The 26,727-nt window shown below is 59.9% G+C and carries 25 protein-coding genes and 1 tRNA gene; 21 read left to right on the forward strand and 5 right to left on the reverse strand.

Going from position 1 to position 26,727, the window contains the following annotated elements; genetic code table 11:
* The first annotated feature begins 13 nt into the window (after window positions 1-13).
* Genes BLT69_RS05060 through BLT69_RS05070 form a run of 3 tightly spaced genes read left to right on the forward strand, consistent with a single transcriptional unit; the run spans window position 14 to window position 2,611 of the window.
* The gene (locus tag BLT69_RS05060) at window positions 14-1,090 is read left to right on the forward strand and encodes a GNAT family N-acetyltransferase (protein WP_092648542.1); all 1,077 of its coding nucleotides are present in this window, start codon (window positions 14-16) and stop codon (window positions 1,088-1,090) included.
* Window positions 1,091-1,132: 42 nt separating this feature from the next.
* Window positions 1,133-2,230 carry an NAD(P)/FAD-dependent oxidoreductase gene (locus tag BLT69_RS05065; RefSeq protein ID WP_058236623.1) on the forward strand — a complete coding sequence of 366 codons (1,098 nt, stop codon included), beginning with the start codon at window positions 1,133-1,135 and terminating at the stop codon, window positions 2,228-2,230.
* A gap of 42 nt (window positions 2,231-2,272) precedes the next feature.
* Complete coding sequence (locus tag BLT69_RS05070) at window positions 2,273-2,611, forward strand: DNA primase (protein WP_070726651.1); 339 nt, start codon at window positions 2,273-2,275, stop codon at window positions 2,609-2,611.
* On the opposite strand, the gene BLT69_RS05075 is transcribed toward BLT69_RS05070, so the two are convergent.
* Entirely contained in the window at window positions 2,608-3,552 is a 945-nt protein-coding gene (locus BLT69_RS05075; protein WP_092648543.1) for an aldo/keto reductase, read from the reverse strand. The genes BLT69_RS05070 and BLT69_RS05075 overlap by 4 nt on opposite strands.
* Before the next feature lie 73 nt (window positions 3,553-3,625).
* On the opposite strand from BLT69_RS05075, the gene BLT69_RS05080 reads away from it, so the two are divergent.
* Entirely contained in the window at window positions 3,626-4,477 is an 852-nt protein-coding gene (locus BLT69_RS05080; protein WP_092648544.1) for an undecaprenyl-diphosphate phosphatase, read from the forward strand.
* A 10-nt stretch (window positions 4,478-4,487) separates the two neighbouring features.
* Here the strand turns inward: BLT69_RS05080 and BLT69_RS05085 are convergent, their stop codons facing one another.
* Window positions 4,488-5,333: a RecB family exonuclease gene (locus tag BLT69_RS05085; protein ID WP_092648545.1), complete on the reverse strand. Its 846-nt coding sequence runs from the start codon at window positions 5,331-5,333 to the stop codon at window positions 4,488-4,490.
* 70 nt (window positions 5,334-5,403) lie between these two features.
* Between BLT69_RS05085 and BLT69_RS05090 the strand changes: the two genes are divergently transcribed.
* From BLT69_RS05090 to BLT69_RS05160, 15 genes are all read left to right on the forward strand, one after another.
* Entirely contained in the window at window positions 5,404-6,450 is a 1,047-nt protein-coding gene (locus BLT69_RS05090; RefSeq protein ID WP_092648546.1) for a tRNA (adenine-N1)-methyltransferase, read from the forward strand.
* 50 nt (window positions 6,451-6,500) lie between these two features.
* The gene (gene arc, locus BLT69_RS05095; RefSeq protein WP_092648547.1) at window positions 6,501-8,060 is read left to right on the forward strand and encodes a proteasome ATPase; all 1,560 of its coding nucleotides are present in this window, start codon (window positions 6,501-6,503) and stop codon (window positions 8,058-8,060) included.
* Window positions 8,057-9,580 (forward strand): depupylase/deamidase Dop, encoded by a 1,524-nt coding sequence (gene dop, locus BLT69_RS05100; RefSeq protein WP_092648548.1) that lies wholly within the window; start codon window positions 8,057-8,059, stop codon window positions 9,578-9,580. The genes arc and dop overlap by 4 nt, the downstream gene beginning before the upstream one ends.
* 9 nt (window positions 9,581-9,589) lie before the next feature.
* Window positions 9,590-9,769, forward strand: a complete 180-nt coding sequence (locus BLT69_RS05105) for a ubiquitin-like protein Pup (protein WP_058236631.1) — start codon at window positions 9,590-9,592, stop codon at window positions 9,767-9,769.
* 1 nt (window position 9,770) lies between these two features.
* Window positions 9,771-11,159: a Pup--protein ligase gene (pafA, locus tag BLT69_RS05110; protein ID WP_092648549.1), complete on the forward strand. Its 1,389-nt coding sequence runs from the start codon at window positions 9,771-9,773 to the stop codon at window positions 11,157-11,159.
* A gap of 4 nt (window positions 11,160-11,163) precedes the next feature.
* Window positions 11,164-12,111: an FKBP-type peptidyl-prolyl cis-trans isomerase gene (locus BLT69_RS05115; RefSeq protein ID WP_083314460.1), complete on the forward strand. Its 948-nt coding sequence runs from the start codon at window positions 11,164-11,166 to the stop codon at window positions 12,109-12,111.
* Between the two features lie 42 nt (window positions 12,112-12,153).
* On the forward strand, window positions 12,154-12,927 hold the full coding sequence (gene hisF, locus BLT69_RS05120) for an imidazole glycerol phosphate synthase subunit HisF (RefSeq protein WP_092648550.1): 774 nt from the start codon (window positions 12,154-12,156) through the stop codon (window positions 12,925-12,927).
* Entirely contained in the window at window positions 12,924-13,277 is a 354-nt protein-coding gene (hisI, locus tag BLT69_RS05125) for a phosphoribosyl-AMP cyclohydrolase (RefSeq protein WP_092648551.1), read from the forward strand. Before hisF ends, hisI begins: the two co-directional genes overlap by 4 nt.
* Window positions 13,274-14,827 carry a chorismate-binding protein gene (locus BLT69_RS05130; RefSeq protein WP_092648552.1) on the forward strand — a complete coding sequence of 518 codons (1,554 nt, stop codon included), beginning with the start codon at window positions 13,274-13,276 and terminating at the stop codon, window positions 14,825-14,827. The genes hisI and BLT69_RS05130 overlap by 4 nt, the downstream gene beginning before the upstream one ends.
* A 76-nt stretch (window positions 14,828-14,903) precedes the next feature.
* Window positions 14,904-15,758 (forward strand): indole-3-glycerol phosphate synthase TrpC, encoded by an 855-nt coding sequence (trpC, locus tag BLT69_RS05135; RefSeq protein WP_058236637.1) that lies wholly within the window; start codon window positions 14,904-14,906, stop codon window positions 15,756-15,758.
* Window positions 15,759-15,770: 12 nt separating this feature from the next.
* A complete protein-coding gene (gene trpB / locus BLT69_RS05140) occupies window positions 15,771-17,048 on the forward strand; it encodes a tryptophan synthase subunit beta (RefSeq protein ID WP_092648553.1) in 1,278 nt (425 codons plus the stop codon).
* A complete protein-coding gene (trpA, locus tag BLT69_RS05145) occupies window positions 17,045-17,848 on the forward strand; it encodes a tryptophan synthase subunit alpha (RefSeq protein ID WP_058236639.1) in 804 nt (267 codons plus the stop codon). Before trpB ends, trpA begins: the two co-directional genes overlap by 4 nt.
* Window positions 17,849-17,866: 18 nt before the next feature.
* Window positions 17,867-18,901: a prolipoprotein diacylglyceryl transferase gene (lgt, locus tag BLT69_RS05150; protein WP_092648554.1), complete on the forward strand. Its 1,035-nt coding sequence runs from the start codon at window positions 17,867-17,869 to the stop codon at window positions 18,899-18,901.
* A 9-nt stretch (window positions 18,902-18,910) separates the two neighbouring features.
* Entirely contained in the window at window positions 18,911-20,368 is a 1,458-nt protein-coding gene (gene pyk / locus BLT69_RS05155; RefSeq protein ID WP_092648555.1) for a pyruvate kinase, read from the forward strand.
* A gap of 280 nt (window positions 20,369-20,648) precedes the next feature.
* A complete protein-coding gene (locus BLT69_RS05160; protein WP_058236642.1) occupies window positions 20,649-20,873 on the forward strand; it encodes a hypothetical protein in 225 nt (74 codons plus the stop codon).
* A gap of 497 nt (window positions 20,874-21,370) precedes the next feature.
* On the opposite strand, the gene BLT69_RS05165 is transcribed toward BLT69_RS05160, so the two are convergent.
* Window positions 21,371-21,444 (reverse strand) — tRNA-Leu (locus BLT69_RS05165).
* Between the two features lie 65 nt (window positions 21,445-21,509).
* Between BLT69_RS05165 and BLT69_RS05170 the strand changes: the two genes are divergently transcribed.
* Window positions 21,510-22,115, forward strand: a complete 606-nt coding sequence (locus tag BLT69_RS05170; RefSeq protein WP_058236643.1) for an ANTAR domain-containing response regulator — start codon at window positions 21,510-21,512, stop codon at window positions 22,113-22,115.
* Window positions 22,116-22,191: 76 nt separating this feature from the next.
* Here BLT69_RS05170 and BLT69_RS05175 read toward each other — a convergent pair whose 3' ends face one another.
* Both BLT69_RS05175 and BLT69_RS05180 read right to left on the reverse strand, forming a co-directional pair.
* On the reverse strand, window positions 22,192-23,049 hold the full coding sequence (locus tag BLT69_RS05175; protein WP_092648556.1) for a YsnF/AvaK domain-containing protein: 858 nt from the start codon (window positions 23,047-23,049) through the stop codon (window positions 22,192-22,194).
* A gap of 154 nt (window positions 23,050-23,203) precedes the next feature.
* Entirely contained in the window at window positions 23,204-23,686 is a 483-nt protein-coding gene (locus tag BLT69_RS05180; RefSeq protein ID WP_257590417.1) for a PaaI family thioesterase, read from the reverse strand.
* A gap of 18 nt (window positions 23,687-23,704) precedes the next feature.
* Here BLT69_RS05180 and polA point away from each other — a divergent pair, with 18 nt between their 5' ends.
* Window positions 23,705-26,566: a DNA polymerase I gene (gene polA, locus BLT69_RS05185; protein WP_257590418.1), complete on the forward strand. Its 2,862-nt coding sequence runs from the start codon at window positions 23,705-23,707 to the stop codon at window positions 26,564-26,566.
* Window positions 26,567-26,727 lie beyond the last annotated feature (161 nt).

Genomic DNA, 26,727 nt, shown 5'->3' on the forward strand with positions numbered 1-26,727 from the left:
AAAGGAGGATTCAATGTCGCTCGCTCCCTTCACGGTCACCGGTGCGCGCATCTCCCTGGTGCCACTAGCTTGTGACGATGCCAACGATATCTACCGTCTGTGCCAGGACCCTGCCATCATGCAGTGGACGACGGTTCCCTCGCCATATTCGCGTGACCAGGCCAGGGAATTCGTTGAAAAAGTCGCGACCGCCGGCTGGGAGAAGAACGAGCCACACTGGGCGATCCGCACCGTGGCCACCAACACGCTCGTGGGCACCCTGTCGATGCGGATTCAATCCGAGGACGGGACGCTCGATGTGGGCTACTGGGTAGGCGCCGACAGCCGTGGATCAGGCTACGCTACCGAAGCACTTATCCTGGCTGCGCGCGTCGCATTCGATACGCTGAACGCGCCGCGCCTCGTGTGGCGCTCACGGGTCGGCAACTGGCCATCGTGGCGCGTGGCGTGGCGACTGGGCTTCCACGCAGGCAAACGAGGGCGGCAAGTCGAAAACGACAAGGGTGAAGAAATCTGGGAAGCATTCCTTGAACCAGATGACACGATGGAGCCTGCTGCACCGTGGGACGGGCCGGCTGCACCCGCACCGGTGATGGGGCGGCGCAGTGGCACCTCGCACACACCGGGCCGCAGCACGCGTAGCCCCCAGGAACTGGTCAGCGAGTTCCACTCGACCTACCACATGCCCAACCGTGTGGCAGACGGCGGGGAACCCACACTGGACTACGACCGTGTCATGATGCGCATGAGCCTGATCGCTGAGGAATTCAGCGAACTGATTGGAGCCATGTGGGGACCTGACGCGAGGACACTCATCGAGCAGGCCTATCAGCAGGCAGCTGAAGGCGATCATGCCACCTCCGATATCGTCGAGACCGCTGACGCTTTGGCCGACCTGGTCTACGTCATCTACGGGATGGCACTGGAATCAGGCATCGACCTGGATACGGTCCTGGAAGAAGTTCAGGCATCGAACCTGTCCAAACTCATGCCGGATGGGTCGGTGAAGCGTCGTGAGGACGGAAAAGTTCTGAAGGGACCGAACTTTTTCCCACCCAATATTGCTCGCGTGCTCCACCTGGACGACTGACACGTGAGATGATGGCATCATCATCAACGAAGGAGATCAACTGTGACCAAAGTGGTAGTTGTCGGCGGTGGGTACGGTGGTGTCACCGTCGCGAAAGGACTGGATCCAGTCGCTGACGTGATCCTCATTGAGCAGAAGGACCAATTCGTTCACCACGCGGCCGCACTTCGGGCAGCGGTCGACGAGGTGTGGGAGCACGCCATTTTCATGCCGTACTCGAACCTGCTGAAGAATGGGCAGGTGATCCAGGGCGTCGTCTCGTCAGTGACGGGGACGACGGTGCATGTCTTTGGGCACGACCCCATCGAAGCGGACTACGTGATCCTGGCAAGTGGATCAACGTATCCGTTCCCCGCAAAGTACTCCTCCTCGAAAGCGACTGTGGCGAAAGCGCGCCTTGAACAGCTCCACGACGCACTGACATCGGCCGGCTCGGTCATGTTGGTAGGCGGAGGCACCGTCGGCATTGAGATGACAGGTGAGTTGGCCAGCGCGTTCCCTGATCTGGAGATCATTCTGGTTGAATCCGGTGACTCCATTCTGTCCACGCCTGGCTACACACAGGAGCTTCGCGACGCGATCACGGAACAGCTCGACGAACTGGGTGTGCGCGTGGTGACAGGCTCCCCGCTGGCATATTTGCCGCCGATTCAGGCCGGCCAGCTAGGACGCTTCAGTGTTCAGACGCATAACGGTGACCAGATCGAGGCAGATATATGGTTCCAGTGCTACGGCGCGACAGCGAACTCCGGATACCTGGCGGGAACGGAATACGAAGAACTTCTTCACCCGAACGGAACAATTCGTGTTGATCCCACGCTGCAGGTCAAGGGACACTCCAACGTGTACGCCATTGGTGATATCACCGACGTGCGTGAATCCAAGCGCGCAGATGCGGCACGTCAGCAAGCCCGAGTTGTCATTGCCAATATCACGCATCAGCTGGAAGGCGGAGAGCCCGATATCTCCTACCAACCCACCAAGGAGTGGGTCATCTTGCCGCTCGGGCCGTCGATGGGTGCATCGCAGCTGATCGACGCAGACGGGAATATGCGTATCCTCGGTGCAGAACAGACAGCGGAGATCAAGGGCACTGATCTGATGGTTTCCGTTATCCGCTCGCAACTGAATCTTCCCTGAATTGAGCACGTCAATTTAGGCGTGAACAGGTAGGCTGGGAGCATGACACAAGATCCTCGCGACGCGCTGAACTTACTCATCGCAGCATTTGAGCACCACTTTGATGTCGTCCAGGGCGGCACAGCCGCGTCGGATGCCGTCATTTCGCAGGCAGAAGAACGCCTCCGTGATGCGTTCTTCACCTACGACGACGTTCTCTTCACACGATTCGACGCTGAACTGCCGTTCGACATTCTGGATGAAGATGATGACGACGACGATGATGACGACTATGAGGACGACGGCGACGACGAAGATGATGACGATGACAGCTTCGACGGCTTCGACGATGACGAGTACGACCAGATCGACCTGGACGACGATAACGACGAGGACGACTAATCTACGCGCGGATCAGATACTTCGCTGAGTACCGTTCGGATCTGCTCAGGAAGTGGATCCTGACATTCGAGCAGCTGATCGAGCTGTCGGACCGTGCGCGGACCGACGATCGCGCTTGCCACACCCTCAGCGTCACGCACCCATGCCAACGCCACATCCATACTCGTGCGATCAAGCCCCTGAGCAGCGCGTTCGAGGGCGTTGAGCGTGCCAGACAAAGCAGGATCCAGGTAGCGTTCAACGGTATAACGCAGGTGCGGTGACGCGGCGCGTGAATCTGGGGGAGTGGCATGGCGATACTTCCCGGTCAGGACGCCGCACGCCAGTGGCGAATGCGCCAGGATTCCCATCCCGGCTGAGCGTGCCGGTGCAAACACCTGAGACTCGAGGCCGCGATCCAGCAGTGACCAGGAATCTTCCAACGCAACCACAGGCATCCCCGCCAGGGCCGCCCTCGTCGATGCTGATGCCGCCGTCCACGCCGATGCGTGAGCGATCCCTACGTAGCGCGCACGACCCGAGCGCCAGGCGACCTCCAGCGCGGACAGTGTTTCGTCGACCGGAATGTGCGGCGTGAACTCCGCGAGCCACAGGTCAACGAAATCGGTGTGCCACCGGGCCAGCGCATCGTCCAGACTGGCGAGCATGTCGCCGCGCGCCGCACTGGCACGCCACTTAGTGGACGCATCCAGGTGTGCGCCCCCTCGAAGTGCGATCACGAGCTGATTGCGACTGACTGTGCTGATGAGCGACCCGAGGACGTCCACCGCCGCGCCGTCTCCGTGCGTTGGTGCAATTTCGATCAGGTTCCCACCGGCATCGACAAAATGGCGCAGCATGTCTTCAGCTTCGTGCTCATCGGTGTCGCGGCCCCACGTGAGTGTGCCGAGTCCAACATCAGAGACGCTCAGGCCCGAACGGCCGCAAAAACGAGTGCGCATACTGTAACCGTAGTGTGGTGGTGACCGGGTGGCGCGGTAGGGGAATCGGCGTGGTGCCCGTACAGTAGGCCTCATGAGTTGGCTTGATGCAATCATCCTGGGGCTGGTTCAGGGCCTCACGGAGTTTCTTCCTATTTCCTCATCTGCTCACCTGCGCATTGTGGGAGAGCTGATCGGACAGGCAGATCCGGGAGCTGCCTTCACCGCGATCACGCAGATCGGAACTGAAACCGCAGTGCTGGTGTTCTTCTGGAAAGACATCGTGAGGATCGTGTCGAAATGGGCGCGTTCCCTTCCCGTAGTCGGCCCCGCCAAGCGCGTCAGCGGTGCCGATCCCGATGCGCGCATGGGGTGGATGATCATCGTCGGATCCCTGCCGATCGGAATCCTTGGACTGCTGCTCGAAGATTGGATCGACACATCATTCCGTAACCTGTGGATCACGGTGGCCATGCTTGTTTTCTTCGGTCTGCTGCTCGGCGCGGCTGATCGCTTGGGGCGCAGGGAACTCACCCTTGACCGCATGAGCTGGCGCGATGCCATTGCTTACGGCTTTGCTCAGGCGATGGCTCTCATTCCCGGCGTCTCCCGTTCAGGTGGCACCATCACGATGGGGCGCGCGCTGGGCTACACGAGAGAAGCTGCAGCGCGCTACTCATTCCTGTTGGCCATGCCCGCCGTCTTCGCATCGGGGTTCTACAAGATGGCCAAGGTGATCGGTGGTGGTGACATTGTTGCGGTCGGGCCGACGATCCTGGCCACGCTCATCGCTTTCGGCGTGGGATACGTGGTGATCATGTGGTTCCTCAAGTTGATCTCCACCCGCTCGTTCAGCCCCTTCGTCGTGTACCGCCTGGGTCTGGCCGCCCTCGTCGCGATCCTGCTGCTGACCGGCGTCCTGACGCCCGGGGGAGTCGCAGCCTGACGAGGGTGACTTACTGACTCGCACGCATGGACAGTACACGCTCGATGCCTTCTTCAGGAATATCGGGCACCTGACCGCCAAAGATGGGGCACATGGACTGCACGTGGCACCAGTTGCACAGCGGGTTTTTTGTCGGAACAAAACGACGCTGGCGAGCCGCACTTTCGATGCGCTCCCACAGCTGTGCCACATCGGCGCGAATGTCCACCATGTCGGCGTCGGTGGGGTCCAAGGTGAGGACCTGACCGGACTTGATGTACACCAACTGCGTGCGGGCCGGAAGTTCGCGTGTGAGCTGAAGCAGCAATGCGTAGAAGCGCATCTGGTAGAGAGCTTCGTCCTGGAAACGTGGACTGGGAGCCTTGCCTGTCTTGTAGTCCACAACGCGCAGCTGGCCTGTGGGAGCCTGATCGATGCGGTCGATGAATCCGCGCAGACGAATGCCTTCGGGCATCACCACAGTGATCAGTTCTTCACGTCCAACCGGTTCAAGCCATCGTGGATCCTCGATATGGAAGTACTGCTCGATTACGGTTCGCACGTCACGCATCCATGACTGCAAATCCTCTTCAGAATCGAACAGATCCATCACTGTATGATCGTTGCTGCGTAGCACTTCCCATTGCGGGGCAACCAGTTCCTGAGCATGCTCAGGGGTGCGATCGTGCTGCGGCACGTCGAAGAGATGCTCGAGGACAGCGTGTACGAGGGTGCCCATCGCCGTGGCACGTGTGGCGGGCGAGGGAATGCGATCCACAACTAACAGGCGGAACTTGAGAGGGCATTTCATGAAATCGCGGGCGCGCGACACCGACAGTGCGGGCGCCCACTGTTCAGACGATGATGAAGACGGCATGTGCCTACCGTAACGCCGCGCACCGGCATCTGCGTGCTCGCCTGCTCCGGTTGTGGATACAATCCCAGCGATGAGTACTCATAGTGAACTAGGTCAGGAAAACCGGCGCGGGCCACTGCGCGAAGGCGATCGGGTGCAGGTACGCGACCCGAAGGGACGATTCCACACCATCACGCTGGTGGCGGGCGGACGCTTCCAAACCAATCGCGGATGGCTCGATCACGACGCCGTGATCGGTCAGCCGGACGGCCAGGTGATCACCACGCCTGAAGGACGCTCATTCCAGGTGCTGCGACCCCTGCAAAGCGACTACGTCATGTCGATGCCGCGCGGCGCAACGGTGATCTACCCCAAAGACACCGGCACCATCATTCATATGGGGGACATTTTCCCCGGCGCACGCGTAGTGGAAGCAGGTGTGGGATCAGGTGCATTGACACTGGCACTGCTCAACGCGGTAGGCGAACACGGCCACCTCCACTCAGTGGAACGCCGCGAAGACTTTGCGGACATTGCGCGCGCCAATGTGGATCTCTGGTTCGGCTCTCACCACCCCGCGTGGACCCTGGAAGTAGGCGAGGTGGCTGATGTGCTCAATCGATGCGAGGCGCATAGCGTGGATCGCATCGTCTTCGACATGCTGGCCCCGTGGGAGAACCTTCAAGCCGTGGAACACGCATTGAACTACGGAGGAGTATTGACGTGCTACGTCGCCACAGTGACCCAGATGTCCCGTCTGGTCGAAGATATCCGCGCATGCGAACGATTCACAGAGCCACTGGCGTGGGAAACGATGCAGCGCGAGTGGCATCTCGAAGGGCTGGCCGTGCGTCCCGAACACCGCATGGTGGCCCATACCGGCTTTCTGGTCACCACGCGTCTGTTGGCACCGCACACCCGTCCGCAAACCGCCCAACGCCGCCCCGCTCCGGCTGCTGAAGGACAGAGCGGAATGTGGGACGACGAGGATGGGTGGACACCCTCGTCAATCGGGCAGCGAGTGCCCAGCGACAAGAAAGTACGGCGAGTGCGTCGTGACGCAACTGCGCGCAGCGAACATTGGGTGGGAGAAACATTACAGACCACGGTTCGGAAGGATCTGGAGGAATCCCACTGATCGTCATAGTGTTGAATGACCACTAAAACTGACTCGCGAGGAGGGTACGAGTGAGCACGTCTGCCGACCAACAGACCGTTGACGCGTTGCGGCGATCTGTCGCTTCTTTGGAAGAGAAGAACGAACGCCTCTCACGTGCCCTGTCGACGGCCCGCGGACAGCTTGTCCAACTCAACGAGAAAATCCACCGCTCTCAGCAGCCTCCACACACATTCGTCTCAGTTCTCGCGGTCGATACCGCCGCGCGTCAGATCGATGCGATGGTGGGCACCAAACGCATGCGCCTGACCGTTGACTCCAGTGTTGACCTGTCAACGGTGGCCGTCGGACAGCTGGTACGCCTCAACGAGAACATGGTCGTGGTGGGTGTGGACCACTTCGAGCGCACCGGGACACTGACATCGGTGCTGGAAGTACTGGGCGCCGATCGCGTACTGGTGTCCCTGGAAGGCGGCGCGGAACAGGTTCTGACGCTGGCCGGACCACTGCGGCATGGAAGCGTACGGGCAGGCGATTCCGTCATGGCGAATCTGCGCGCCGGTCAGGCCATCGAACGCGTCACCCGCTCGGATGTCGAGCAGCTGCTCACCCCGCAGGTCCCGGACGTCACCTACGACGACATCGGCGGACTGGATCAGCAGCTGGCCAGTGTGCGTGACTCGATCGAGATGCCGCTGCGTCACCCGCAGCTCTACCGCGATTACGGCTTGCGCCCGCCCAAAGGCATCCTGCTGTACGGGCCGCCAGGTTCGGGTAAAACACTCATTGCCAAAGCAGTGGCAAACGCCTTGTCGCAGACCGAATCAGGCGTGCGCGGCCACTTCCTGTCTATCAAGGGCCCCGAACTGCTCAACAAATTCGTAGGGGAGACAGAGCGCCAGATTCGGGCAATTTTCTCCCGTGCTCGTGCACTGGCGGCAACCGGGATCCCTGTTGTCGTGTTCTTCGATGAGATGGAAGCTCTGTTCCGCACGCGCGGCGCAGGTATCTCCTCTGACGTGGAAACCATGATTGTCCCGCAGCTTCTGGCTGAAATGGACGGAGTGGAAGCCCTCGACAATGTCATCATCATTGGCGCATCCAACCGAGCCGACATGATCGACCCTGCTGTACTGCGGCCCGGACGCCTCGACGTGCGTATACGCATCGACCGACCCGACCGGACGGGCGCGCGCGACATCTTCACGAAGTATCTGACCACGCACGTCCCGATTGCAGCGAGCGAGATTTCCCGCTATGGGAGCCACGAGGAGGCCCTCAATCAGATGATCGACGCCGCCGTGGAGCGTCTGTATGCACGCGATCAGTCCACTGCACTGTTCCACGCGACGCTGACCTCAGGCGCGCAGACGACGCTGTACCTGAGTGACATCGTTTCAGGCGCATTGATCGCCTCGAGCGTGGAGCGAGCCAAGAAACACGCTATCCGCGCCACGCTTGGCGGGAGCGAGCAGGGGCTGAGCCAGGAACACGTGCTGCGCGGCGTGGAAGAAGAGATGCGCGAATCAATGGAGCTGGCTGCTACGTCTTCGCCAGTGGACTGGGCACGCACCGTGGGAGTGCGTGATGATATTCAATCCGTGACCCCCATTCAAGGAGATCCACAATGAGCGTCCACCGCATCATGGGCACCGAAACAGAATTCGGTGTCTATCAGCCAGGCAACCCGTGGGCAAATGCGGTCGCACTGTCCACGCAGGCAATCGCTGCAGGCGGACAGCTGTCACGCGAGGACGACCCTGTTGGATGGGATTACACGGGTGAGGACCCGCTCAATGATCTGCGCGGTATGCGCCTGTCCCGTGCCGCAGCCGACCCGTCACTGTTGACCGATGATCCCTACCACCTGGCACCGTCAGGGGGCGTGGAAGCGTTGGAACGCCCCAGTGACAGTGAGCGCGCACTGCCAACCCCGACGGTGGCGGTGCTGACCAACGGTGCGCGCCTGTACGTCGACCACGCACATCCGGAGTATTCCGCACCTGAAACCTCGTCACCGCGCGAAGCAGTGCTGTGGGACAGGGCCGGTGATGAGATTGCGCGCCGAATCATGGCACATATCGATGCCAGCTCGGAGGAGCCGCTCGTCCTGGTCAAGAACAATACCGACGGTAAAGGTGCGGCCTACGGTACTCATGAGAACTACCAGGTGGAGCGTTCAGCTGATCTGGATGACCTGATCCGCGGCCTCATCCCATTCATGGTGACGCGCCCCGTCACCTGTGGTTCGGGTCGGGTCGGGCTGGGTCAAAAGTCACAGGCTCCCGGCTTCCAGCTCTCGCAGCGCGCTGACTTCGTGGAAAACGAGGTCGGCCTGGAAACCACTTTCAATCGCCCGATCATCAATACGCGCGACGAACCTCATGCCAATCCCGCACGGTTCCGTCGCCTGCATGTCATCGGAGGCGATGCCAGCCTCTTCGACATCTCGGCCTACCTCAAGATGGGGACGACCTCGATTGTCCTGTGGGCCATTGAACAGGGCACGTCGATGCAGTGGGATGGACTGAGCATTGACGACCCGGTGCAGGAAACATGGAACGTCAGTCACGACCCGACGCTGAGCCACAAAGTTCCGATCGCTGCCGGACGCACACTGAATGCCGTTGATATTCAGCAGATCTACCTGGATCTGGTGCTCGAAACACTCGACGAGACTGGCCAGAATCCGGATGAGGACACACGCGACCTGCTTGACACCTGGCAGCGAGTCCTGGACGGTCTGCGCACCGACATGTTCTCGGTGGCCACCGACGTTGAATGGGTGGCAAAATACCAGCTTTTCGATCGCCAGCGTGAGCGGCTGAACACCGACTGGGCCGACCCACGTCTGGCGGCAATGGATCTGCAATGGGCGGACCTGCGAGAAGAACGCTCCCTGGTGAACCGCCTCGACCGTGCGGGACGAGTCCGCAGACTCTTCACACCTGACGACGTGATCCGTGCGGCCGATACGCCGCCGCAGTCAACCCGCGCCAGAGTACGCGGACACGCTGTTGCCTCGATGCCGAACGTCGTTCGGGCATCATGGACATCAGTGGTAGTCGACGACCCCGAACACAACCGCCTGGTCCGCATCTCACTGCCTGACGCATCTGATACCACAACCGACATCTGTGACCTTGTCTAAGGAGCATCCATGGTTCAGTCACACACACATTCACCTCACTCAGACCCGCTCGACGAGGACGACGCCCAGGCCGGGCAGGTTCAGGCGAACACCGATTCCCTCGATGACCTGCTGGATGACATCGACACCGTTCTGGAAGAAAACGCGCAAAGCTTCGTTCAGGGCTTCGTGCAGAAGGGCGGCCAATAAAGTGAGGCGCCGAGTCGTCGGAATCGAAACGGAATACGGGCTGACCGCAGCTTCCATTACCTCCGCGCCCTCACCAGTGGATGCGGATCAGGCGGCGCGGTACCTGTTCGCCCCGCTCATTGACCAGGGACGTTCCTCGAACCTGTTCCTGCGCAACGGAGGGCGCCTGTACCTCGACGTCGGCTCACATCCCGAATATGCGACAGCCGAATGCGACCTGCTGGAGGACCTCCTGGCCCAAAATCGTGCAGGTGACCTTCTACTGGCTGACCTCGCCTCTCGCGCAGACGAGCAGCTCCAGTCCGAGGGTGTCCCAGCCCGACTCCACCTGTTTCGTAACAACGTGGACTCCCACGGAAACTCCTACGGCTGCCACGAGAACTATCTGCTGCACCGCCGACGTGACTTCAGAGAAGTCGCGGACGCCCTCGTCGCATTCTTCATCACCCGACAAATCGTCGTCGGAGCTGGACATATCCGCACCATTTCAGGACGCAGCACGTACGTCTTTTCCCAACGTGCAGACCAGATGTGGGACGCAGTTTCGGCAGCAACCACTCGTTCGCGCCCAATCATCAACACGCGCGACGAACCACTGGCAGATTCAGGCTCCTACCGGCGCATGCATGTGATCGTGGGGGATACGAACGTGTCCGAGCCGACAACCGCCCTGAAGGTCGGGGCAACCGAGCTGCTGTTGAGCGCGGTCGAAGATGGTGTGAAGCTGGCAGACCTGGCGCTGGCCGATCCCATGTCGGCTATTCGCTCCATCAACGCGGACCTGACGGGACAGGCACCTATCCCATTGGCCTCGGGAACATCCATGTCACCTGTGGCAATCCAGCGGGAAATCCGGCGCCGGATCCTCGACCACACGGACACCAGCGCCCTCGATCCCATGCACACCTACGTTCTGGACCTGTGGAAGGGTGGACTGGATGCGATCGAATCAGGAGACTGGTCCGGCGTCGAGACCGAACTGGATGTGGCGATTAAGCGCCGACTGCTGCGCCAGTACTGTGAACGCCGCTCAGTGCCGCTGTCCGACACGCGCGTGGCGCGCCTGGAGCTCAGCTACCACGACATCACGGCGACAGGCCTGCGTGACCGCATGGAAGGCGGCGGATTGATGCGCCGGCTGATCGCAGCCGACCAGGTGTCAGGCGCAGTCACCACGCCTCCTGCCACAACGAGGGCGTCCCTGCGCGGCCGGATCATCGGTGCAGCACAGGACGCGCGCCGGGATCTGTCGGTCGACTGGGTGCACGTGCGGCTCGGAGATATTTCAGCCACCCCACTGACGCTCAATGACCCGCTCTCGAACGAGGATGCGCGAGTGGATGCGCTGATCGAGCACATTAACCAGTCGGCGCCTGACTTGCCGGCGTGATCACATGACACTGTCTTCGCGCAGAACGGTTGCCACAGTGACTGTGCTGGTGGTCGTCGTCCTCATCATGGTCGGGTGGTGGACCCTGGGGCGCCGCAGCTCACCTGACGTGGTGCAAAGCGCTGATGACACACAGTCAGTGGGCAATCAGGTTGAAGTATTCGGTAACCACGGCGCCATACCGACTGTGTCCATTCACGGTACCTTGACGGTGACGGCACCTTTCGTGAGAACGATTATCGAGGGGCAAGGACGGGAAATTACCGAGGGGTCGCCCGTGATCGCCGCGATCACACCGTTTGACGGAGACACGGGGGAAGTCATCACGGCCGACGGGCAGCCCGCGATCTTTACGGAGCGTGCAACGAGTGACGAACTGGATGCCACGCTGGTTCAGGCCCTGATCGGGTCTCGCGAAGGGACGCGCCTCCTGTTCGTCAGACCACTGACACCGGCGTCGGATAAGGACGGGGAGACACTTGCCGGAACGACCCCTGCGCAGCCACGCATTGAAATTGACGTCGTCGATGTGATCTCCTCGACTGCTACTGGCACACCGATTGATCCCGAACCAACCCAGCCATTCAGCGTCGAATTCGCAGAAGATGGTTTCAAGGTCACTCACACGGGGGAGGCCCCCAGCCAGATCGTCATCGCCCCACATATCAAAGGTGACGGTCCTCAGGTCGGGCCCGATGACCGGGTCCTGGTGCAATACGTGATTGCGGGGTGGAACAATCCGGACAAGCGTCGATCAACGTGGAACGACGGAATGCCGGAACGGTTGGACATGGCGACCATCATGCCGGGCCTGCAGCAGGGGCTGGTCGATCAAAGAGTCGGCTCACGCCTGGCGATCACCATTCCTCCTGATCTGGCCGAAGGTGACGACACGCTGTGCGTCCTGGTCGATATCCTTGCCACCTACCCGCCGTCGTCATCCACTTCCTGAGCCGGTGCCAACCAAGTGCGTGCACATGGCTACGATGGAAGCATGTCAGTGACCTGCCGAATCATTCCATGCCTGGACGTCAACGCCGGACGCGTCGTTAAAGGTGTCAACTTCACAGATTTGAAAGATGCGGGCGATCCTGTTGAACGTGCCCGTCACTACAGCGACGAGGGCGCTGATGAAATCACTTTGCTCGACGTATCCGCCTCGACCGAGCAGCGCTCGACAATGCTCGATGTCGTCTCTGCCGCTGCGAGCCAGATTTTTGTGCCGCTCACTGTCGGTGGCGGTGTACGCAGTGTGGACGACGTGTCACGCCTTCTGGACTGCGGAGCCGACAAAGTATCAGTCAATACGGCGGCGATCGCTGACCCGAGCCTGATCGAACGGGTCGCCTCACGCTATGGCGACCAGATCATCGTGCTGTCCCTGGACGCACGGCGCACGCCCGAGGGTGTCTCAACGACCTCCGGATTCGAAGTCACGACACACGGTGGAACGCGCTCATCCGGCATCGACGCGGTCGAGTGGGCAAACCGGGTCGCTGAACTGGGAGCAGGCGAAATCCTGTTGAACTCGATGGACGCAGACGGGGTTCAGGGCGGATTCGACCTGGAAATGCTCGGCGCGATTCGATCCACAGTGTCCATTCCTCTGATCGCTTCGGGCGGGGCCGGCACAACTGACGATTTCGTTCAGGCAGCTCAGGCAGGTGCGGACGCAGTTCTGGCTGCCTCAGTGTTCCACTTCGGTACCTTGACGATCACGCAGGTCAAGGATGCGATGGCGCGTGCCGGAATCGCGGTGCGACTGTGAAACGGTCGGCTGAGAACCTCGACCCGCGCATCGCGCAGCGACTGAAGCGAAATGAGCAAGGTCTCGTGGCAGTCATCGTCCAGCAATACGACACTGACGAAGTTCTGATGCTGGCATGGATGGACGACGAAGCACTGCGACGCACACTGGAAAGCAGGCGTGCGACCTACTGGTCACGTTCCCGTCAGGAGTACTGGCGCAAAGGCGACACGTCAGGACACGTGCAGCACGTCAAGAGCATTCAGATTGACTGCGACGGGGATGCCCTGTTGATGAAAGTCGATCAGATCGGTGCTGCGTGCCATACGGGGACACATTCATGTTTTGAAGCGGGGGGAACAATTCAATGACACGTCACGCCACTGACCTGCCTCTGGGACAGATATGGCCATCGCGCGAAGAGTTCCATGAGCTGGCGGCCAACCGACGGCTCATTCCCGTGGCACGGAAAGTCCTGGCGCCCGATATTACACCGGTGGGCCTGTACCGCCACCTGTGCGGCTCGAAGCCGGGGACGTACCTGTTTGAATCAGCCGAACACGACGGCAGGTGGGGACGCTGGTCATTCATTGGAGTGGATTCCGCCTCGTCAGTGATCACCCGTGATGGCGTCACGTCCTGGCAGGAGGTGTGCCCGGGGGGCGCAATGGAGACCGGATCATTTCGCGAGGTGATGCACTCGGCTCTCGAGGTGCTGCGAGCTGATCCCATCGAAGGTCTGCCACCCTTGACGGGCGCTTTTGTCGGCTCGATTGGCTGGGCAATGGCCCGCGAATGGGAGCCGAGCATCACGATGTCGGCTCCGCGCGAGATGGACGTACCGGATGCATCGCTCATTTTGGCGCGCGACGTGGCTGCTATCGATCACAGTGACGGCTCACTGTGGCTGGTGTCGAATGCGTGGAACATGGACGGTACCGATGAACGAGTCGACTGGGCGTATGACGAAGCGTGCCGTCGAGTGGGCGACATGTGTCATCGCCTGGAATCCAGCATGAATCCAGCTGTATGGGTCAGTGTGTCGCCCTCGTCGGATGATCTGGCGATCCAGCACCGCACACCGCAGGACGATTTTGAACAATCCGTCAGGGATGCGAAAGAGGCGATCGGGCGAGGCGACGCTTTCCAGATTGTGCTGTCGCAACGCATGGATGTGTCCACCCAGGCGGATGCGCTGGACGTGTACTCGGTGCTGCGCACCCTCAATCCTTCGCCGTATCTGTACCTGCTGCGCCTGCCCGATGGCGTGGGCGGTGACTTCGACGTGGTGGGTTCCTCGCCTGAAACACTGGTGCGTACGCAGGGACAGCGCGTGTGGACCTATCCGATTGCCGGGTCACGCCCACGCGGAGCGAACGGGAGCGAGGACCACGACCTGGCCGTAGACCTGCTGAAGGATCCGAAGGAGCTGGCCGAACACGCCATGCTGGTGGACCTGGCGCGCAACGACCTGTCGAGAGTCTGCAGGCCTGAATCGGTGGAAGTGTCTACGCTGATGGAAATCAAGCGCTACTCCCATATTCAACACATTTCCTCCACCGTTACGGGCATCGTGAACGAGGGGGTGGACGCGCTGGATTGTCTGGTGGCAACGTTCCCTGCCGGAACACTGTCAGGTGCGCCCAAGACGCGCGCCATTCAACTGATCGACGAGCTCGAACCGTGTGCGCGCGGCGTGTACGGGGGAGTGGTCGGCTATTTTGACCTGGGCGGCGACACAGATTTTGCGATCGCGATCCGCACAGCATGCCTGAAAGACGGCCGCGCCAGCGTGCAGGCGGGAGCTGGAATTGTGGCTGATTCGGTTGAACACACGGAGTATGTGGAGACCCATAATAAAGCGGCCGCGGCACTGGCATCCGTACTGACCGCAGCGAAGCTGACGGGGGACCTGGACTGAGCCCATCATGTGAGCCAATTGGGGAAAACACCCTGACTTTGGTTAGCATCACAGTAGGCAACGGTGAGGAGGAGCGATGGCAACAGTCCTCGATGGGATCATCGCGGGAGTGCTGGAAGATCTGCGTGAGCGGGAAGCACGCGTGCCGATGGATGACATCAAGAAGCGTGCGCAACGCTGCGCCGACGCGAAAAACGCGGTGTCAGCACTGCGCAGCAGTGGTGCCGTCTCGCTGATTGCGGAGGTCAAGCGGTCCTCGCCCTCGAAGGGCGCGCTGGCGCATATCGACGATCCGGCAGCACTGGCCCACATCTACGAGGCGAACGGTGCGGCTGCAATCTCGGTGCTTACTGAACAGCGTCGCTTCTCGGGGTCACTGTCCGATCTTGACTCAGTGCGCGCAGCAGTCGATATCCCTGTGCTGCGCAAGGATTTTATTGTCACCCCGTATCAGGTCCATGAAGCGCGCGCTCACGGCGCTGACATTGTGCTGCTGATTGTTGCCGCACTTGAACAGCCGGCGTTGGTGTCGCTGCTGGAACGAACGGAATCACTGGGAATGACGGCGCTGGTCGAGGCGCATTCGCGCCTGGAAGTGCTGCGGGCGCTCGATGCCGGAGCGCGCGTCATTGGCGTGAACGCACGCGACCTGACCACCCTGGATGTCGATCCAACTGTTGTCGAGCAGGTGATCGATGTCATCCCGCCCGACGTGATCGCTGTAGCCGAATCCGGTGTGCGCGATCGCCACGACGTCATCCAGTACGCCAACTGGGGCGCTGATGCTGTGCTGGTCGGAGAAGCACTGGTAACGTCCGGTGATCCAGCGACCGCCGTCAGCGATATCGTCAGCGCCGGCCAACATCCGGCACTGCTCACCGATAGAAAAGCTCGCGTGCGCATGGCACGCAATGAATCATCTGACGAGTAAGGAGGAGTCGGCATGTCGAGTACCGCATCGCCGCGCTCGGACGACCTGAGAGGCCCGTATTTTGGAGCCTTCGGTGGTCGTTTCGTGGCCGAATCGCTGATGTCTGCACTGGAAGAACTTGATGAAACGTGGCAGCGTCTGTGGCATGATGACGGTTTCCAGAAACGACTCCATGACCTGTTCGTCAACTATGCCGGACGCCCCTCATTGTTGACAGAAGCATCGCGCTTTGCTGCCGATCTGGGGGGAATCCGAGTCTTCCTCAAGCGCGAGGACCTCAACCATACCGGATCCCACAAGATCAACAACGTGCTGGGACAGGCGTTGCTCACACAGGAACTGGGCAAGACCCGTATCATCGCTGAGACCGGAGCCGGACAGCACGGCGTTGCCACCGCAACGGCCGCGGCGCTGCTGGGCCTGGACTGCACGATCTATATGGGCGCGGAAGACACCGAACGTCAGGCACTCAACGTAGCCCGCATGCAGATGCTCGGCGCGGAAGTCATTGGTGTGACTCAGGGGTCTCAAACGCTCAAGGACGCCATTAACGAAGCGTTCCGTGACTGGGTGACGAATGTGGAGACCACGAACTACATTTTCGGCACTGCTGCAGGTCCGCACCCGTTCCCCAGCCTCGTCCGTGACCTCCAACGCGTCATCGGTGACGAAGCCCGCGAGCAGATCCTGGAGCGCGAGGGACGCCTGCCGGATGCCGTGACCGCGTGCGTGGGCGGTGGTTCAAATGCGATTGGATCCTTCACTGCTTTTATCGATGATGAGGACGTCGAGCTGATCGGATGTGAAGCCGGAGGCGACGGCATCGAGACCGGTCGCCACGCTGCATCGATTTCAGCGAACGAAGTCGGTGTTCTGCACGGTGCGCGCACATTCGTGCTGCAGGAACGCGACGGGCAGACCAAGGCCTCCCATTCGATTTCTGCGGGCCTGGACTACCCGGGTGTGGGACCCGAACATGCATGGCTGGCCCGTTCCGGACGAGCACGCTACATTGCGATTGACGACACGCACGCCATGGACGCATTCGTGCGCCTGTGTCGCACCGAAGGTATCATTCCCGCCATCGAATCGGCACACGCACTTGCAGGGGCAATTCAGTGGGCCCACGAGCGACTCGAAGCAGGACCGATCGAAAAAGGCAAGGAACCCATTATCGTGGTGTGCCTGTCTGGGCGCGGCGATAAGGACGTGACAACCGCTTCGAAGTGGTTCGGCCTGGGTGAACCCACATACCAGAACATTGATCCGAGCAGGGAGGCCGACAAATGATGCACAGCGCAGATGCGATTGATCGCGCCAATAATGCCGGGCACGCCGCCCTGATCGGATATTTGCCCGTCGGTTTCCCCACTGTGGAAGACTCGGTGCGTGCAGCGAAAGTGCTGGCAGATAACGGCGTTGATGTCCTTGAATTTGGTTTCCCGTATTCCGACCCTGGGATGGATGGCCCCACGATCCAGCGCGCAACCGTGGCCGCCCTCGAACATGGAACACACCTGGAGGACCTGCTGGAAGCGACCAGGGAAGTCGTGGACTATGGTCTGACCACCGTGTGCATGACGTACTGGAACCCGGTCGAATGGTACGGCGTGAACCATTTTGCCCGTGACTTTGCCCAAGCCGGCGGATCAGGCCTGATCACGCCGGACCTGCCACCCGACGAAGGCGAGCAATGGGAAAATGCAGCTCGCGAAAATGACCTGGAATGCATCTACCTGGTGGCACCGTCGTCAACTCGCACGCGTTTGGAACTAATCAGTTCCCACGCACGCGGATGGGTGTACGCCGCGTCAACGATGGGCGTGACAGGGGCGCGATCCTCGGTCGACACTCACGCGCGCGAACTGGTCGCACGCACGCGTGAAGCCGGTGCCGAACGCGTGTGTGTGGGTCTGGGCGTTTCCAGCGGCACGCAGGCACATGAAATAGGCTCCTACGCCGATGGCGTTATTGTGGGTTCTGCACTTGTGCGCACACTTTTTGACGAGGACAGGGAACAGGCTTTCGAAGCGCTCGGAACTCTGGCCCGTGAACTCAGTGATGGCGTTAAGAACTCACGAACTGTCTAACCGGAAGGCGCGGTGACGATGAACGATCTGACTGTGGCAAGCTCACTGATTGGCTCAGCGATACCGTCTCCGCCGCAGGGAGCGTGGAACATTGGTCCACTGACCATCCATATGTACGGCATCCTCATTATGGTGGGGATGGTCGCTGCAGTGTGGATCACCGGCCGGCGGTACGAGCGGCGCGGTGGCGTGGCCGACTTCATGTACGAAATTGCGTTGTGGGCGATCCCGCTGGGAATCATCGGAGCGCGAATCTACCACGTGGTGTCCTCACCTGATGCCTACTTCGGCCCCAACGGCAATCCCATTGACGCGTTCAAAATCTGGAATGGCGGTCTTGGAATCTGGGGCGGCGTAGCTCTGGGCGCTGTTGGTGCCTACATTGCGCTGCGACGCGCCGGCCAACGAATGGGACCTCTGGCTGACTCCATTGCACCGGCCCTCCTGGTGGCACAGGCAATAGGCCGGTGGGGGAATTGGTTTAACCAGGAACTGTTCGGCGCGCCGACGACACTACCGTGGGGGCTGCAGGTCGACGCGGCTCACATGCCTGCCCAGTATGCCGCCGGCACGCTCTTTCACCCGACATTTCTCTATGAATGCCTGTGGAATTTGGTTATTGCCGCACTGATCGTGTGGGTGGATCGGCGCGCACGGTTCGCTTCAGGTCAGGTCTTCGGGCTGTATCTGATGGGATACACGCTCGGGCGTGTGTGGATCGAGATGCTCCGCGTTGACGAAGCGCAGCACATTCTGGGGCTGCGTCTGAACGTGTGGACATCGATCGCGGTCTTCCTCGCGGGCCTGGCCGTTTTCTGCGTGGCAGGACGCCTCGGCAGGTCAACGACTGTCAGCGAAGACGAGCATGAGCACCTGCGGGCACACCTGGGCCTCGACAAGTCGGATGGCGCAGATAATGAAGCCGACGAATCTTTAGATGAAGAGGATGTATCGAAACTCGCGGACGAATCGGGCAGCGCGCAGGGCGCGAAAAACGTCTTTGAAAGCGTCGAAGCCGGTGAGGGTTCCCCTGAATCGAGATCGGCACTGTAGAGTAAGAGTATGCGTCGAGCAAAAATCGTGTGTACGTTAGGCCCAGCCACTGAATCTGCCGAACAAGTACAGGCACTCGTGGACGCGGGCATGGATGTGGCCCGTATCAACTGCTCACACGGAACTCACGAAGGACACGAACGTGTCATTGAGCGTGTGCGTCGTGCAGCGATGACGTCGGGCCGGGCCGTAGCTGTTCTTGCGGACCTCCAGGGCCCGAAGATTCGTCTGCAGACATTCAAGGACGGCCCGCAGTTCCTTGAGATGGGAGACACCTTCACGATCACGACTGAAGATGTCGAGGGCACCAAGGAACGCGTCGGCACGACGTTCAAAGGCCTGCCGGGGGATTGTCGTCCTGGTGACCGTCTCCTGATCGACGATGGAAACGTCGCCGTGCGTGTCATGGAAGTAACGGACACCGACGTAACCACCAAGGTAGAGGTCCCCGGATTTGTGTCCGATCACAAGGGCCTGAACCTTCCGGGTGTTGCGGTGTCAGTGCCGGCGCTGTCGGAAAAGGACCGCGATGACCTGCGGTGGGCACTGAGGATCGGTGCGGACTTTATTGCGTTGTCCTTTGTGCGCAACGCCCGCGACATTGACGAAGTGCACGCGATCATGGACGAGGAAGGCCGCAGGCGCCCTGTCATCGCGAAGATTGAAAAGCCGCAGGCCGTTGAGGTGCTCGAGGAGGTCGTCGACGCCTTCGATGGCATCATGGTGGCGCGCGGTGACCTGGGCGTGGAGATGCCGCTTGAAGCTGTGCCGCTGGTTCAAAAGCGCGCCATTGAGTTGGCACGCCGGGCAGCCAAGCCGGTTATCGTTGCGACCCAGGTACTGGAGTCGATGATCAAGAACCCGCGTCCGACCAGGGCTGAGGCATCGGACTGTGCGAACGCGATCCTTGACGGTGCTGATGCCGTCATGCTGTCGGGTGAAACGTCGATTGGTCAGTATCCGATCGAGGCTGTACGCACGATGGCACGCATTGTGGAGAACATCGAAGAAAACGGTGGTGAGCGCATCGCGCCGTTGGGTGGTTTCATCGCAGACCGCTCGGCCGTGATCTCCCAGGCCGCCGTGTCAGTGGGAGAGAAGCTCGATACGAAGTTCCTGGTGACCTTCACGCAGGCAGGAATGACGGCGCGCTATATGGCGCGTCTGCGTAGCCCTATCCCAATGCTGGCTTTCACGCCGCTCGAAGAGACACGCAGGCAGTTGGCACTGACGTGGGGAGTGCAGACCTACCGTGTGCCCTCGGTGATGCACACCGATGACATGGTCTGGCAGGTCGATCAAATCTCACAGACAGCCGGGCTGTGTAAGCAGGGTGACCAGCTGGTCATCGTGGCCGGTATGCCGCCGGGCGTGTCGGGCTCGTCGAACCTGATTCGTGTTCACTCAGTGGGTGACGATATTGATTACTCCATTGGTGGCCGAGTCGGGATGCTGGGCAGACAGTAGATGATCGCGTCGAGCCGTCAGCATCAATGGCGATGCTGCGGGGAGGACGTTTTCTCTAACCGCCGCCGAGGCTTATTCTCACGCGACCCGATGATGTGTTATCGTAAAAGTGGATGCAAACTGTCAACCTGGTGTTGAGAGTTGCGCTGATATGACTTCACACTTTCCACCTGATGAGGGGTGGGCGAGTGTGATTGAGAACTGAATGCCTGACGGGGCGGCCTGTGCGCAAAGAGTACATACCCCGTTATGGCGTGAGGAAGAAGAAGAGGATAGAAATATGACAATTGAAGATCGCAATGCAAAGACCGTGTCAGTTCATGACCGGAATTCAGATCGGCAGGCAAACAACGTTCTGCTTGATCAACTTTCCAATGCGGTACGCCCGTGGTTTGCTGATTTCACGAACGGCGACGTGCGTCGCGCCATCGAGGCCTTGCGCGTACCTGCCAGCCGCATCGCTGCAGCAGACTTTCTGGGTCTTGAACTCATTGAAGCTGCATAAAGGAAAGCTGCCACAGACGCAGTGTTGGGGGTCGGCCACATGTGGCCGACCCCCAACACTATCCCATCAACACAGTGCGAGTCCTTCGAAAACAGAGCCCCTTCCTTCAGATCCCCGAGCGTAACGGCCAGTCGCACCAGCACGTGTCGTGCTTCATGTTCTGTCCGGCTCGGATAGCTTGAGCATAAGAAACGATTCTTGGGAGATACTTCATTCCACCTGTCAGTTTGCTGGGAATGAGACCAGGCGCAGCGGTTGTGTTCCATTGGTCCACGGCGCTGCCCTGCTTCTCGGCCGTATCGAGTGAGATCTTTCTTGCTTCGGGGGTGAAAAGACATTCACATTGTCGTAGCCTGCTGCAGGACATTTTCCATCGCATGACGAGCGGATACTGCAGTGAAACACAGCTCAGAAGGGTGATTCCAACTGGTGTGATAAACGCACCCCAAACGCCCTCGTCGAGGGAGTTTTCAGCCGAATAATGCCGAATACTTCTGTACCCCGGGTGGGATTCGAACCCACAACAAGCCGGGTTTGAGCCGACCGCCTCTGCCAATTGGGCTACCAGGGCACACGCGAACGTGCTCATCAAGGATAAGATATTTATTGATCAGACACCAATTGAAGGAATTTCAGATGAGCACAGACGAAAACAAGCCGCGAAAAGTGTTAGTAGCTGAAGACGAATCCCTGATCCGCCTTGATATTGTCGAGACGCTGACCGCAGCAGGTTTCGACGTCGTCGCAGAGGCAAGTGACGGAGAAGAGGCTGTTCGGCTGGCACTGGAGCCCGACAACGAGGATGACACTCCTGATCTGTGTGTGATGGATGTCAAGATGCCCAAAATGGATGGCATCACAGCTGCAGAGAAGATTCTGCGAGAGCTCTCCTGCGCTGTTGTCATGCTGACTGCCTTTTCACAAAAAGAACTGGTCGAACGTGCGCGCGACGCAGGAGCTATGGCGTACGTCGTGAAGCCTTTCAGCCCTGCCGACCTGATTCCCGCAGTTGAAATCGCCCTGTCCCGTCACCGTGAAATCGAGTCACTGGAAGAAGAAATCTCCGACATGTCGGAGCGTTTCGAGACGCGCAAGCGCGTTGACCGCGCCAAGGGACTCCTGATGGAAAAGATGGACATGACTGAGCCTGAGGCGTTCCGATGGATCCAGAAGACGTCCATGGATCGTCGCCTGTCCATGCGTGAGGTCGCAGACGCAGTGATCGATCAGGTGGATGACTGAGACTGCTTGAGATATGTGTATGCGGGTCTTGCACGAAGTTGCAAGACCCGCATTGTTGAGTGAGAGTCGCGCTCAATCAGTCGGGACGCTCTTCGCCGTCGACGTTGCTTTCAATGCGCTCCTTCTTGAGGTCTTCAGACACGGTCTGCGTGTCCTGAACGGTTTGCGTCTCGAGTGACACGCGCTCAACAGGCACGCTCTCCTTGGAGACAACGACACGGTCCTCATGCAGGGTCACGGAAGCAGCACCCTCGGAGATGTCCTGGCCATCCAGGTTCTTTGCCTCTTCCTCACTGATGGGGGTGCGAACCACACGTACTTCCTCGCGCTCGACGGGAACCTCGACAGTCTCGGTTTCGGTGACGACCGTCTTGCGGAGCTGAGCTTCACCAGTCGCGACGCGTTCCTTGGCAACGTTGAGCTGTTCTTCGGAACGAATGATTTCGCCTTGGTCTGCTTCGTCGTGGATCGGCTCCTGGTCAGCCAGGTGACGCGCCTCAGCGGCGCGATCCTCCTCGTGAACTTCCTCGTCTGCCACAGGCGCAACGGGGGCGTCGGCAGGAACGTCTGATTCCGGTGCAGTGCGCGGAGCTTGGTCCTCGATCGGTGCTGCACCATCGGCCAGAGAACCGACACCGTAGTGGCGGTACAGTGTGTCCTGATCCTCAGGAGTCAGGTGACCTTCATCAGCGAGGTCAGGCGCATCCTTGATGCGATCCTTTTCAAACGCGAGGTGCAGGCCTTCCTCGTCGAGGCGGTATCCACGCAGTGGGACAAGGCTGGAGCCCATGCCAAAGAGGCCGTGAGCAACTTCGATGAAATCGGGCTCACCCGTCGCATCGTTGGTAAATACCTGCTTCACGTCGCCCAGCTTGTCGCCGTTGGAGTCGAAAGCTATTGCGTTGGCAAGTTCTTCGATTGAGTGTGTGGTCATGACAATGTCCTCTCAATTGGAGTTTAGGTAGGTGTGACGTAAGTCCCTATCCCAAAAATGAGATTAACAGTATCTGTGGCATTCGTCTCAGTGAACTCAAGAGGTGTAGACCGCGTATTTTCGTCGCCCTTGTCAGTCTCGCTAAAGACCGAGATCAGCGTCGCTTCAGCACACGATTGGAAATACGTGCGGTTCCAATGAGGCGTTCATCTCCATCGGTGATCGAGACCAGATGAACCGTTGATGAGCCACCCAGATAGGCCGCACGGGTCGTCGCCGTAATCGGCCCCTTGGTGCCTGCTCGAAGATGCGAGATGGACAGCTCCACGCCCACCACGTAGGCATCCGGGCCGCCCACACTGTAGGCGTGTGCTCCCGCCGCAAGCGATCCCGCTGTCTCAGCCAGAGCCGCCGATGCGCCGCCATGCAGGATTCCAATTCGCTGCGTATTGCCCTCAAGCGGCATTGTGATCGACGTGCAGTCAGGGCCATACTGTGTCACTTCCATGCCCATCGCGTCCATCAGCGTCCCTGGCCAATGCTGACCCACCATCGTCGGCCCATGGTCACTGTGAGATTCCTGGTGGTCATCAGATTGATGTGAATGTGTGTCATTGGCGTGATTCGTCTCGCTCATACCTCTAGGGTGTCATGTGTGGACGGAAAACTGCTGATTATTGATGGACATTCGATGGCCTACCGCGCGTTTTACGCGATGCGCTCGGGTAATTTCCAGACCTCGACCGGTCAGGACACCAGTGCTGTGTTCGGATTTATCCGCATGCTCACGAAGATCCTCAAGGATGAGAATCCGACACGTGTCGCTGTTGCCTTCGACGTCTCGCGTCATTCGTTCCGCACGGATAAGTACCCGGAGTACAAAGGCACGCGCGATGAGACCCCTCCTGAATTCCACGGACAGGTTGATCTGATCGACGCGTTCCTGGAAGCCATGGGTATCTGCCGTCTGCGCAAGGACAATATAGAGGCTGACGACATTCTGGCCACCCTTGCACATACTGCGTCTCAACAGGGGCTGGATGTTGTCGTGGCATCAGGTGACCGCGACGCCTTCCAGATGGCGAACGAACACGTCACGATTCTGTACCCCGGTCAGTCGATGTCGGACCTGCGTCGCATGACACCGGAAGCCATTGAGGATAAGTACGGCGTGCCGCCTCAGCATTACCCGGAGCTTGCCGCGCTGGTGGGGGAGACCGCCGACAATCTGCCAGGAGTGCCTGGCGTCGGCCCCAAGACCGCTGCCACGTGGATTAACAAATTCGACGGACTGGAAAATGTCCTGGCTCGCGCAGATGAGATCGGTGGCAAACGCGGAGCAGATCTGCGCGCCCATATCGATGACGTGCGCCGCAACCGCTCGCTGAACCGCCTGCTCACTGACGTTGATCTGGGAATCACCCTCGATGACCTTTACCGTCGTCCCACCGAGCATTCAGAGGCGATGAGTCTGTGCGACAGCCTTGAATTCGGACCCGGCACGCGCCGCGAGATCGTCTCGGTCGCATCAATCGCACTCAACCCCTCTGCTCCGGACGCCCTCGTCAATTCCGGGGGCAGCACGGCCGACGAGGGTGGCGCGGAAGAATCACTCATCCTTGATGACGTGGAAATTATCCGAGCCGATGCGAACACGAATGTCCAGCAGGTCCTTGCAACCTTTGAGGCAGAGACGTCAGTGGGAATCTGGTGCGAAGGCGTCGCGAACCCGCCCCTGCCTGACCTAGAACATCTTGCGATTGCGAGCGGAATGAAGGTACTCCTCATTGATGCTCGAGAGGTCACCACCGAGCAGACGGCTCAGTGCACGCAATGGCTGGCGCACCTGACACGACCCCTGATTGCCCATGACCTCAAAACACTGGTGCATATGATGCGCGCCTGGGACGTGGAGACCCTGCCGGTGACCTTTGACGTTGCATTGGGCGCCTACCTGCTGCGGCCCGAGCAGCGCTCCTACGCGATCGACGATCTGGCTGAGCAGTATCTGGGCGTGCACATCACGGCCCTAGAAGAGGAAGAATCCGGTCAGCAGATGCTGGATCTGGACGGTGAATCGGAGGAGAAACAGGCTGCGGCGCGTAGACAGATGGCGCAGCGCGCAGCCGTCCTGCCGCATGTGGCTGATGCTCTCAGGCGGGCGATGAATGATGATGAACGAACATTGCTTGACGATGTGGAACAGCCTGTCGCGCGCATGCTGGAGCGCATGGAACACGTGGGGATCGCGATTGACAGCGAGGAACTCGACCTGCAACGTCAGGAGCTGTCGAAAGCTGTTGAAGGTGCTGCGCAACGCGCCTATGACGCAATCGGCCACACGGTGAACCTGTCGAGCCCCAAGCAGCTCCAGCAGGTCCTGTTTGATGAACTCGATATGCCCAGGACCAAGAAGACGAAGACGGGGTACACGACGAATGCGGAAGCGCTGGAGACACTGTTCGCGAAGACGCGCCACCCGTTCCTGGAACATTTGCTCACGCACCGCGACCGCATCAAGCTGTCCCAGATGACGCAGTCCCTGCACAGCGCGATTGCTGATGACGGCAGGATTCACACGACGTTTTCTCAGATTGCGACTGCCACGGGGCGGCTCGCCTCGTCGGAACCGAACCTGCAGAATATCCCCGCGCGCACACCCGACGGCATGCGCATCCGGCACGCGTTCGTTGCAGGGGAGGGGTGGCAGTCCCTGATGAGCGTGGACTATTCGCAGATCGAGATGCGCATCATGGCGCACCTGTCCAACGATGAAGGACTGATTGACGCATTCAACTCGGGTGAGGATTTGCACCGCACGATGGCGTCGATGGTGTTCGACACGCCTGTCGATCAGGTGACATCCGAGCAGCGTTCGCGCATCAAGGCCACCTCCTACGGTCTGGCCTACGGGCTGTCATCGTACGGTCTGTCTGCGCAGCTCGGAATCGGTGTGCCGGAGGCGGCGGAGCTGCGCGAACGCTACTTTGAGCGTTTCGGCGGCGTGCGTGACTACCTGGACGGCATCGTGGAGCAGGCCCAGAAGGATGGCTTTACCCAGACAATGTTCGGTCGTCGCCGCTACCTGCCCGATCTCATCTCCGACAACCGTCAGCGCCGTGAAATAGCCAAGCGTGCCGCACTGAACGCGCCGATCCAGGGATCGGCAGCCGACATCATCAAGATCGCGATGGTTGGAGTCGACAGTGCCTTGCGCGACGAGAAACTACGCTCGCGCATACTGCTGCAGATTCACGATGAATTGATTCTTGAAATAGCCGAGGGAGAAGCTGTGCACGTGGAAGAGCTGGTACGTGAGAACATGGCCTATCCTCCATTGCCGCATGGCCTGCAGACTGCTCGCGCCCCGCAATCCGATGACGATGGCGATGTGGAACCCACCGGCCAGGAGGAAGCCACCGACCATACGCGCGCCGAACACCCGGTGCTGGCGCTGCGCGTGCCGCTGGATGTAGCGGTGGGGATCGGCCATTCATGGAAAGAAGCTGCTCACTAAGCGCACCAGTGCACCAGTTGTGAGATTGGTCAAATATGTCACTGCTCACACATCTTTTCAGGAACTGAGGGTAGATCTTTGATCCTGAACTGGTAAACTTTCTCGGGTGTGTGTCGATCGCTTCCTGAGCGACTGACGGACACACTCAATTTTGTCCATCT

The organism is Schaalia radingae (assembly GCF_900106055.1).
GTDB lineage: Bacteria > Actinomycetota > Actinomycetes > Actinomycetales > Actinomycetaceae > Pauljensenia > Pauljensenia radingae_A.

Coding starts and splice junctions, on each gene's coding strand:
- trpA (WP_058236639.1), top strand. CDS start 17,045: ATGATGCACAGCGCAGATGCGATTGATCGCGCCAATAATGCCGGGCAC.
- BLT69_RS05075 (WP_092648543.1), bottom strand. CDS start 3,552: ATGCGCACTCGTTTTTGCGGCCGTTCGGGCCTGAGCGTCTCTGATGTT.
- BLT69_RS05160 (WP_058236642.1), top strand. CDS start 20,649: ATGACAATTGAAGATCGCAATGCAAAGACCGTGTCAGTTCATGACCGG.
- trpC (WP_058236637.1), top strand. CDS start 14,904: ATGGCAACAGTCCTCGATGGGATCATCGCGGGAGTGCTGGAAGATCTG.
- hisF (WP_092648550.1), top strand. CDS start 12,154: ATGTCAGTGACCTGCCGAATCATTCCATGCCTGGACGTCAACGCCGGA.
- BLT69_RS05070 (WP_070726651.1), top strand. CDS start 2,273: ATGACACAAGATCCTCGCGACGCGCTGAACTTACTCATCGCAGCATTT.
- dop (WP_092648548.1), top strand. CDS start 8,057: ATGAGCGTCCACCGCATCATGGGCACCGAAACAGAATTCGGTGTCTAT.
- pyk (WP_092648555.1), top strand. CDS start 18,911: ATGCGTCGAGCAAAAATCGTGTGTACGTTAGGCCCAGCCACTGAATCT.
- BLT69_RS05180 (WP_257590417.1), bottom strand. CDS start 23,686: ATGAGCGAGACGAATCACGCCAATGACACACATTCACATCAATCTGAT.
- BLT69_RS05085 (WP_092648545.1), bottom strand. CDS start 5,333: ATGCCGTCTTCATCATCGTCTGAACAGTGGGCGCCCGCACTGTCGGTG.
- BLT69_RS05090 (WP_092648546.1), top strand. CDS start 5,404: ATGAGTACTCATAGTGAACTAGGTCAGGAAAACCGGCGCGGGCCACTG.
- BLT69_RS05175 (WP_092648556.1), bottom strand. CDS start 23,049: ATGACCACACACTCAATCGAAGAACTTGCCAACGCAATAGCTTTCGAC.
- BLT69_RS05130 (WP_092648552.1), top strand. CDS start 13,274: ATGACACGTCACGCCACTGACCTGCCTCTGGGACAGATATGGCCATCG.
- BLT69_RS05080 (WP_092648544.1), top strand. CDS start 3,626: ATGAGTTGGCTTGATGCAATCATCCTGGGGCTGGTTCAGGGCCTCACG.
- BLT69_RS05115 (WP_083314460.1), top strand. CDS start 11,164: ATGACACTGTCTTCGCGCAGAACGGTTGCCACAGTGACTGTGCTGGTG.
- BLT69_RS05170 (WP_058236643.1), top strand. CDS start 21,510: ATGAGCACAGACGAAAACAAGCCGCGAAAAGTGTTAGTAGCTGAAGAC.
- trpB (WP_092648553.1), top strand. CDS start 15,771: ATGTCGAGTACCGCATCGCCGCGCTCGGACGACCTGAGAGGCCCGTAT.
- BLT69_RS05105 (WP_058236631.1), top strand. CDS start 9,590: ATGGTTCAGTCACACACACATTCACCTCACTCAGACCCGCTCGACGAG.
- BLT69_RS05060 (WP_092648542.1), top strand. CDS start 14: ATGTCGCTCGCTCCCTTCACGGTCACCGGTGCGCGCATCTCCCTGGTG.
- lgt (WP_092648554.1), top strand. CDS start 17,867: ATGAACGATCTGACTGTGGCAAGCTCACTGATTGGCTCAGCGATACCG.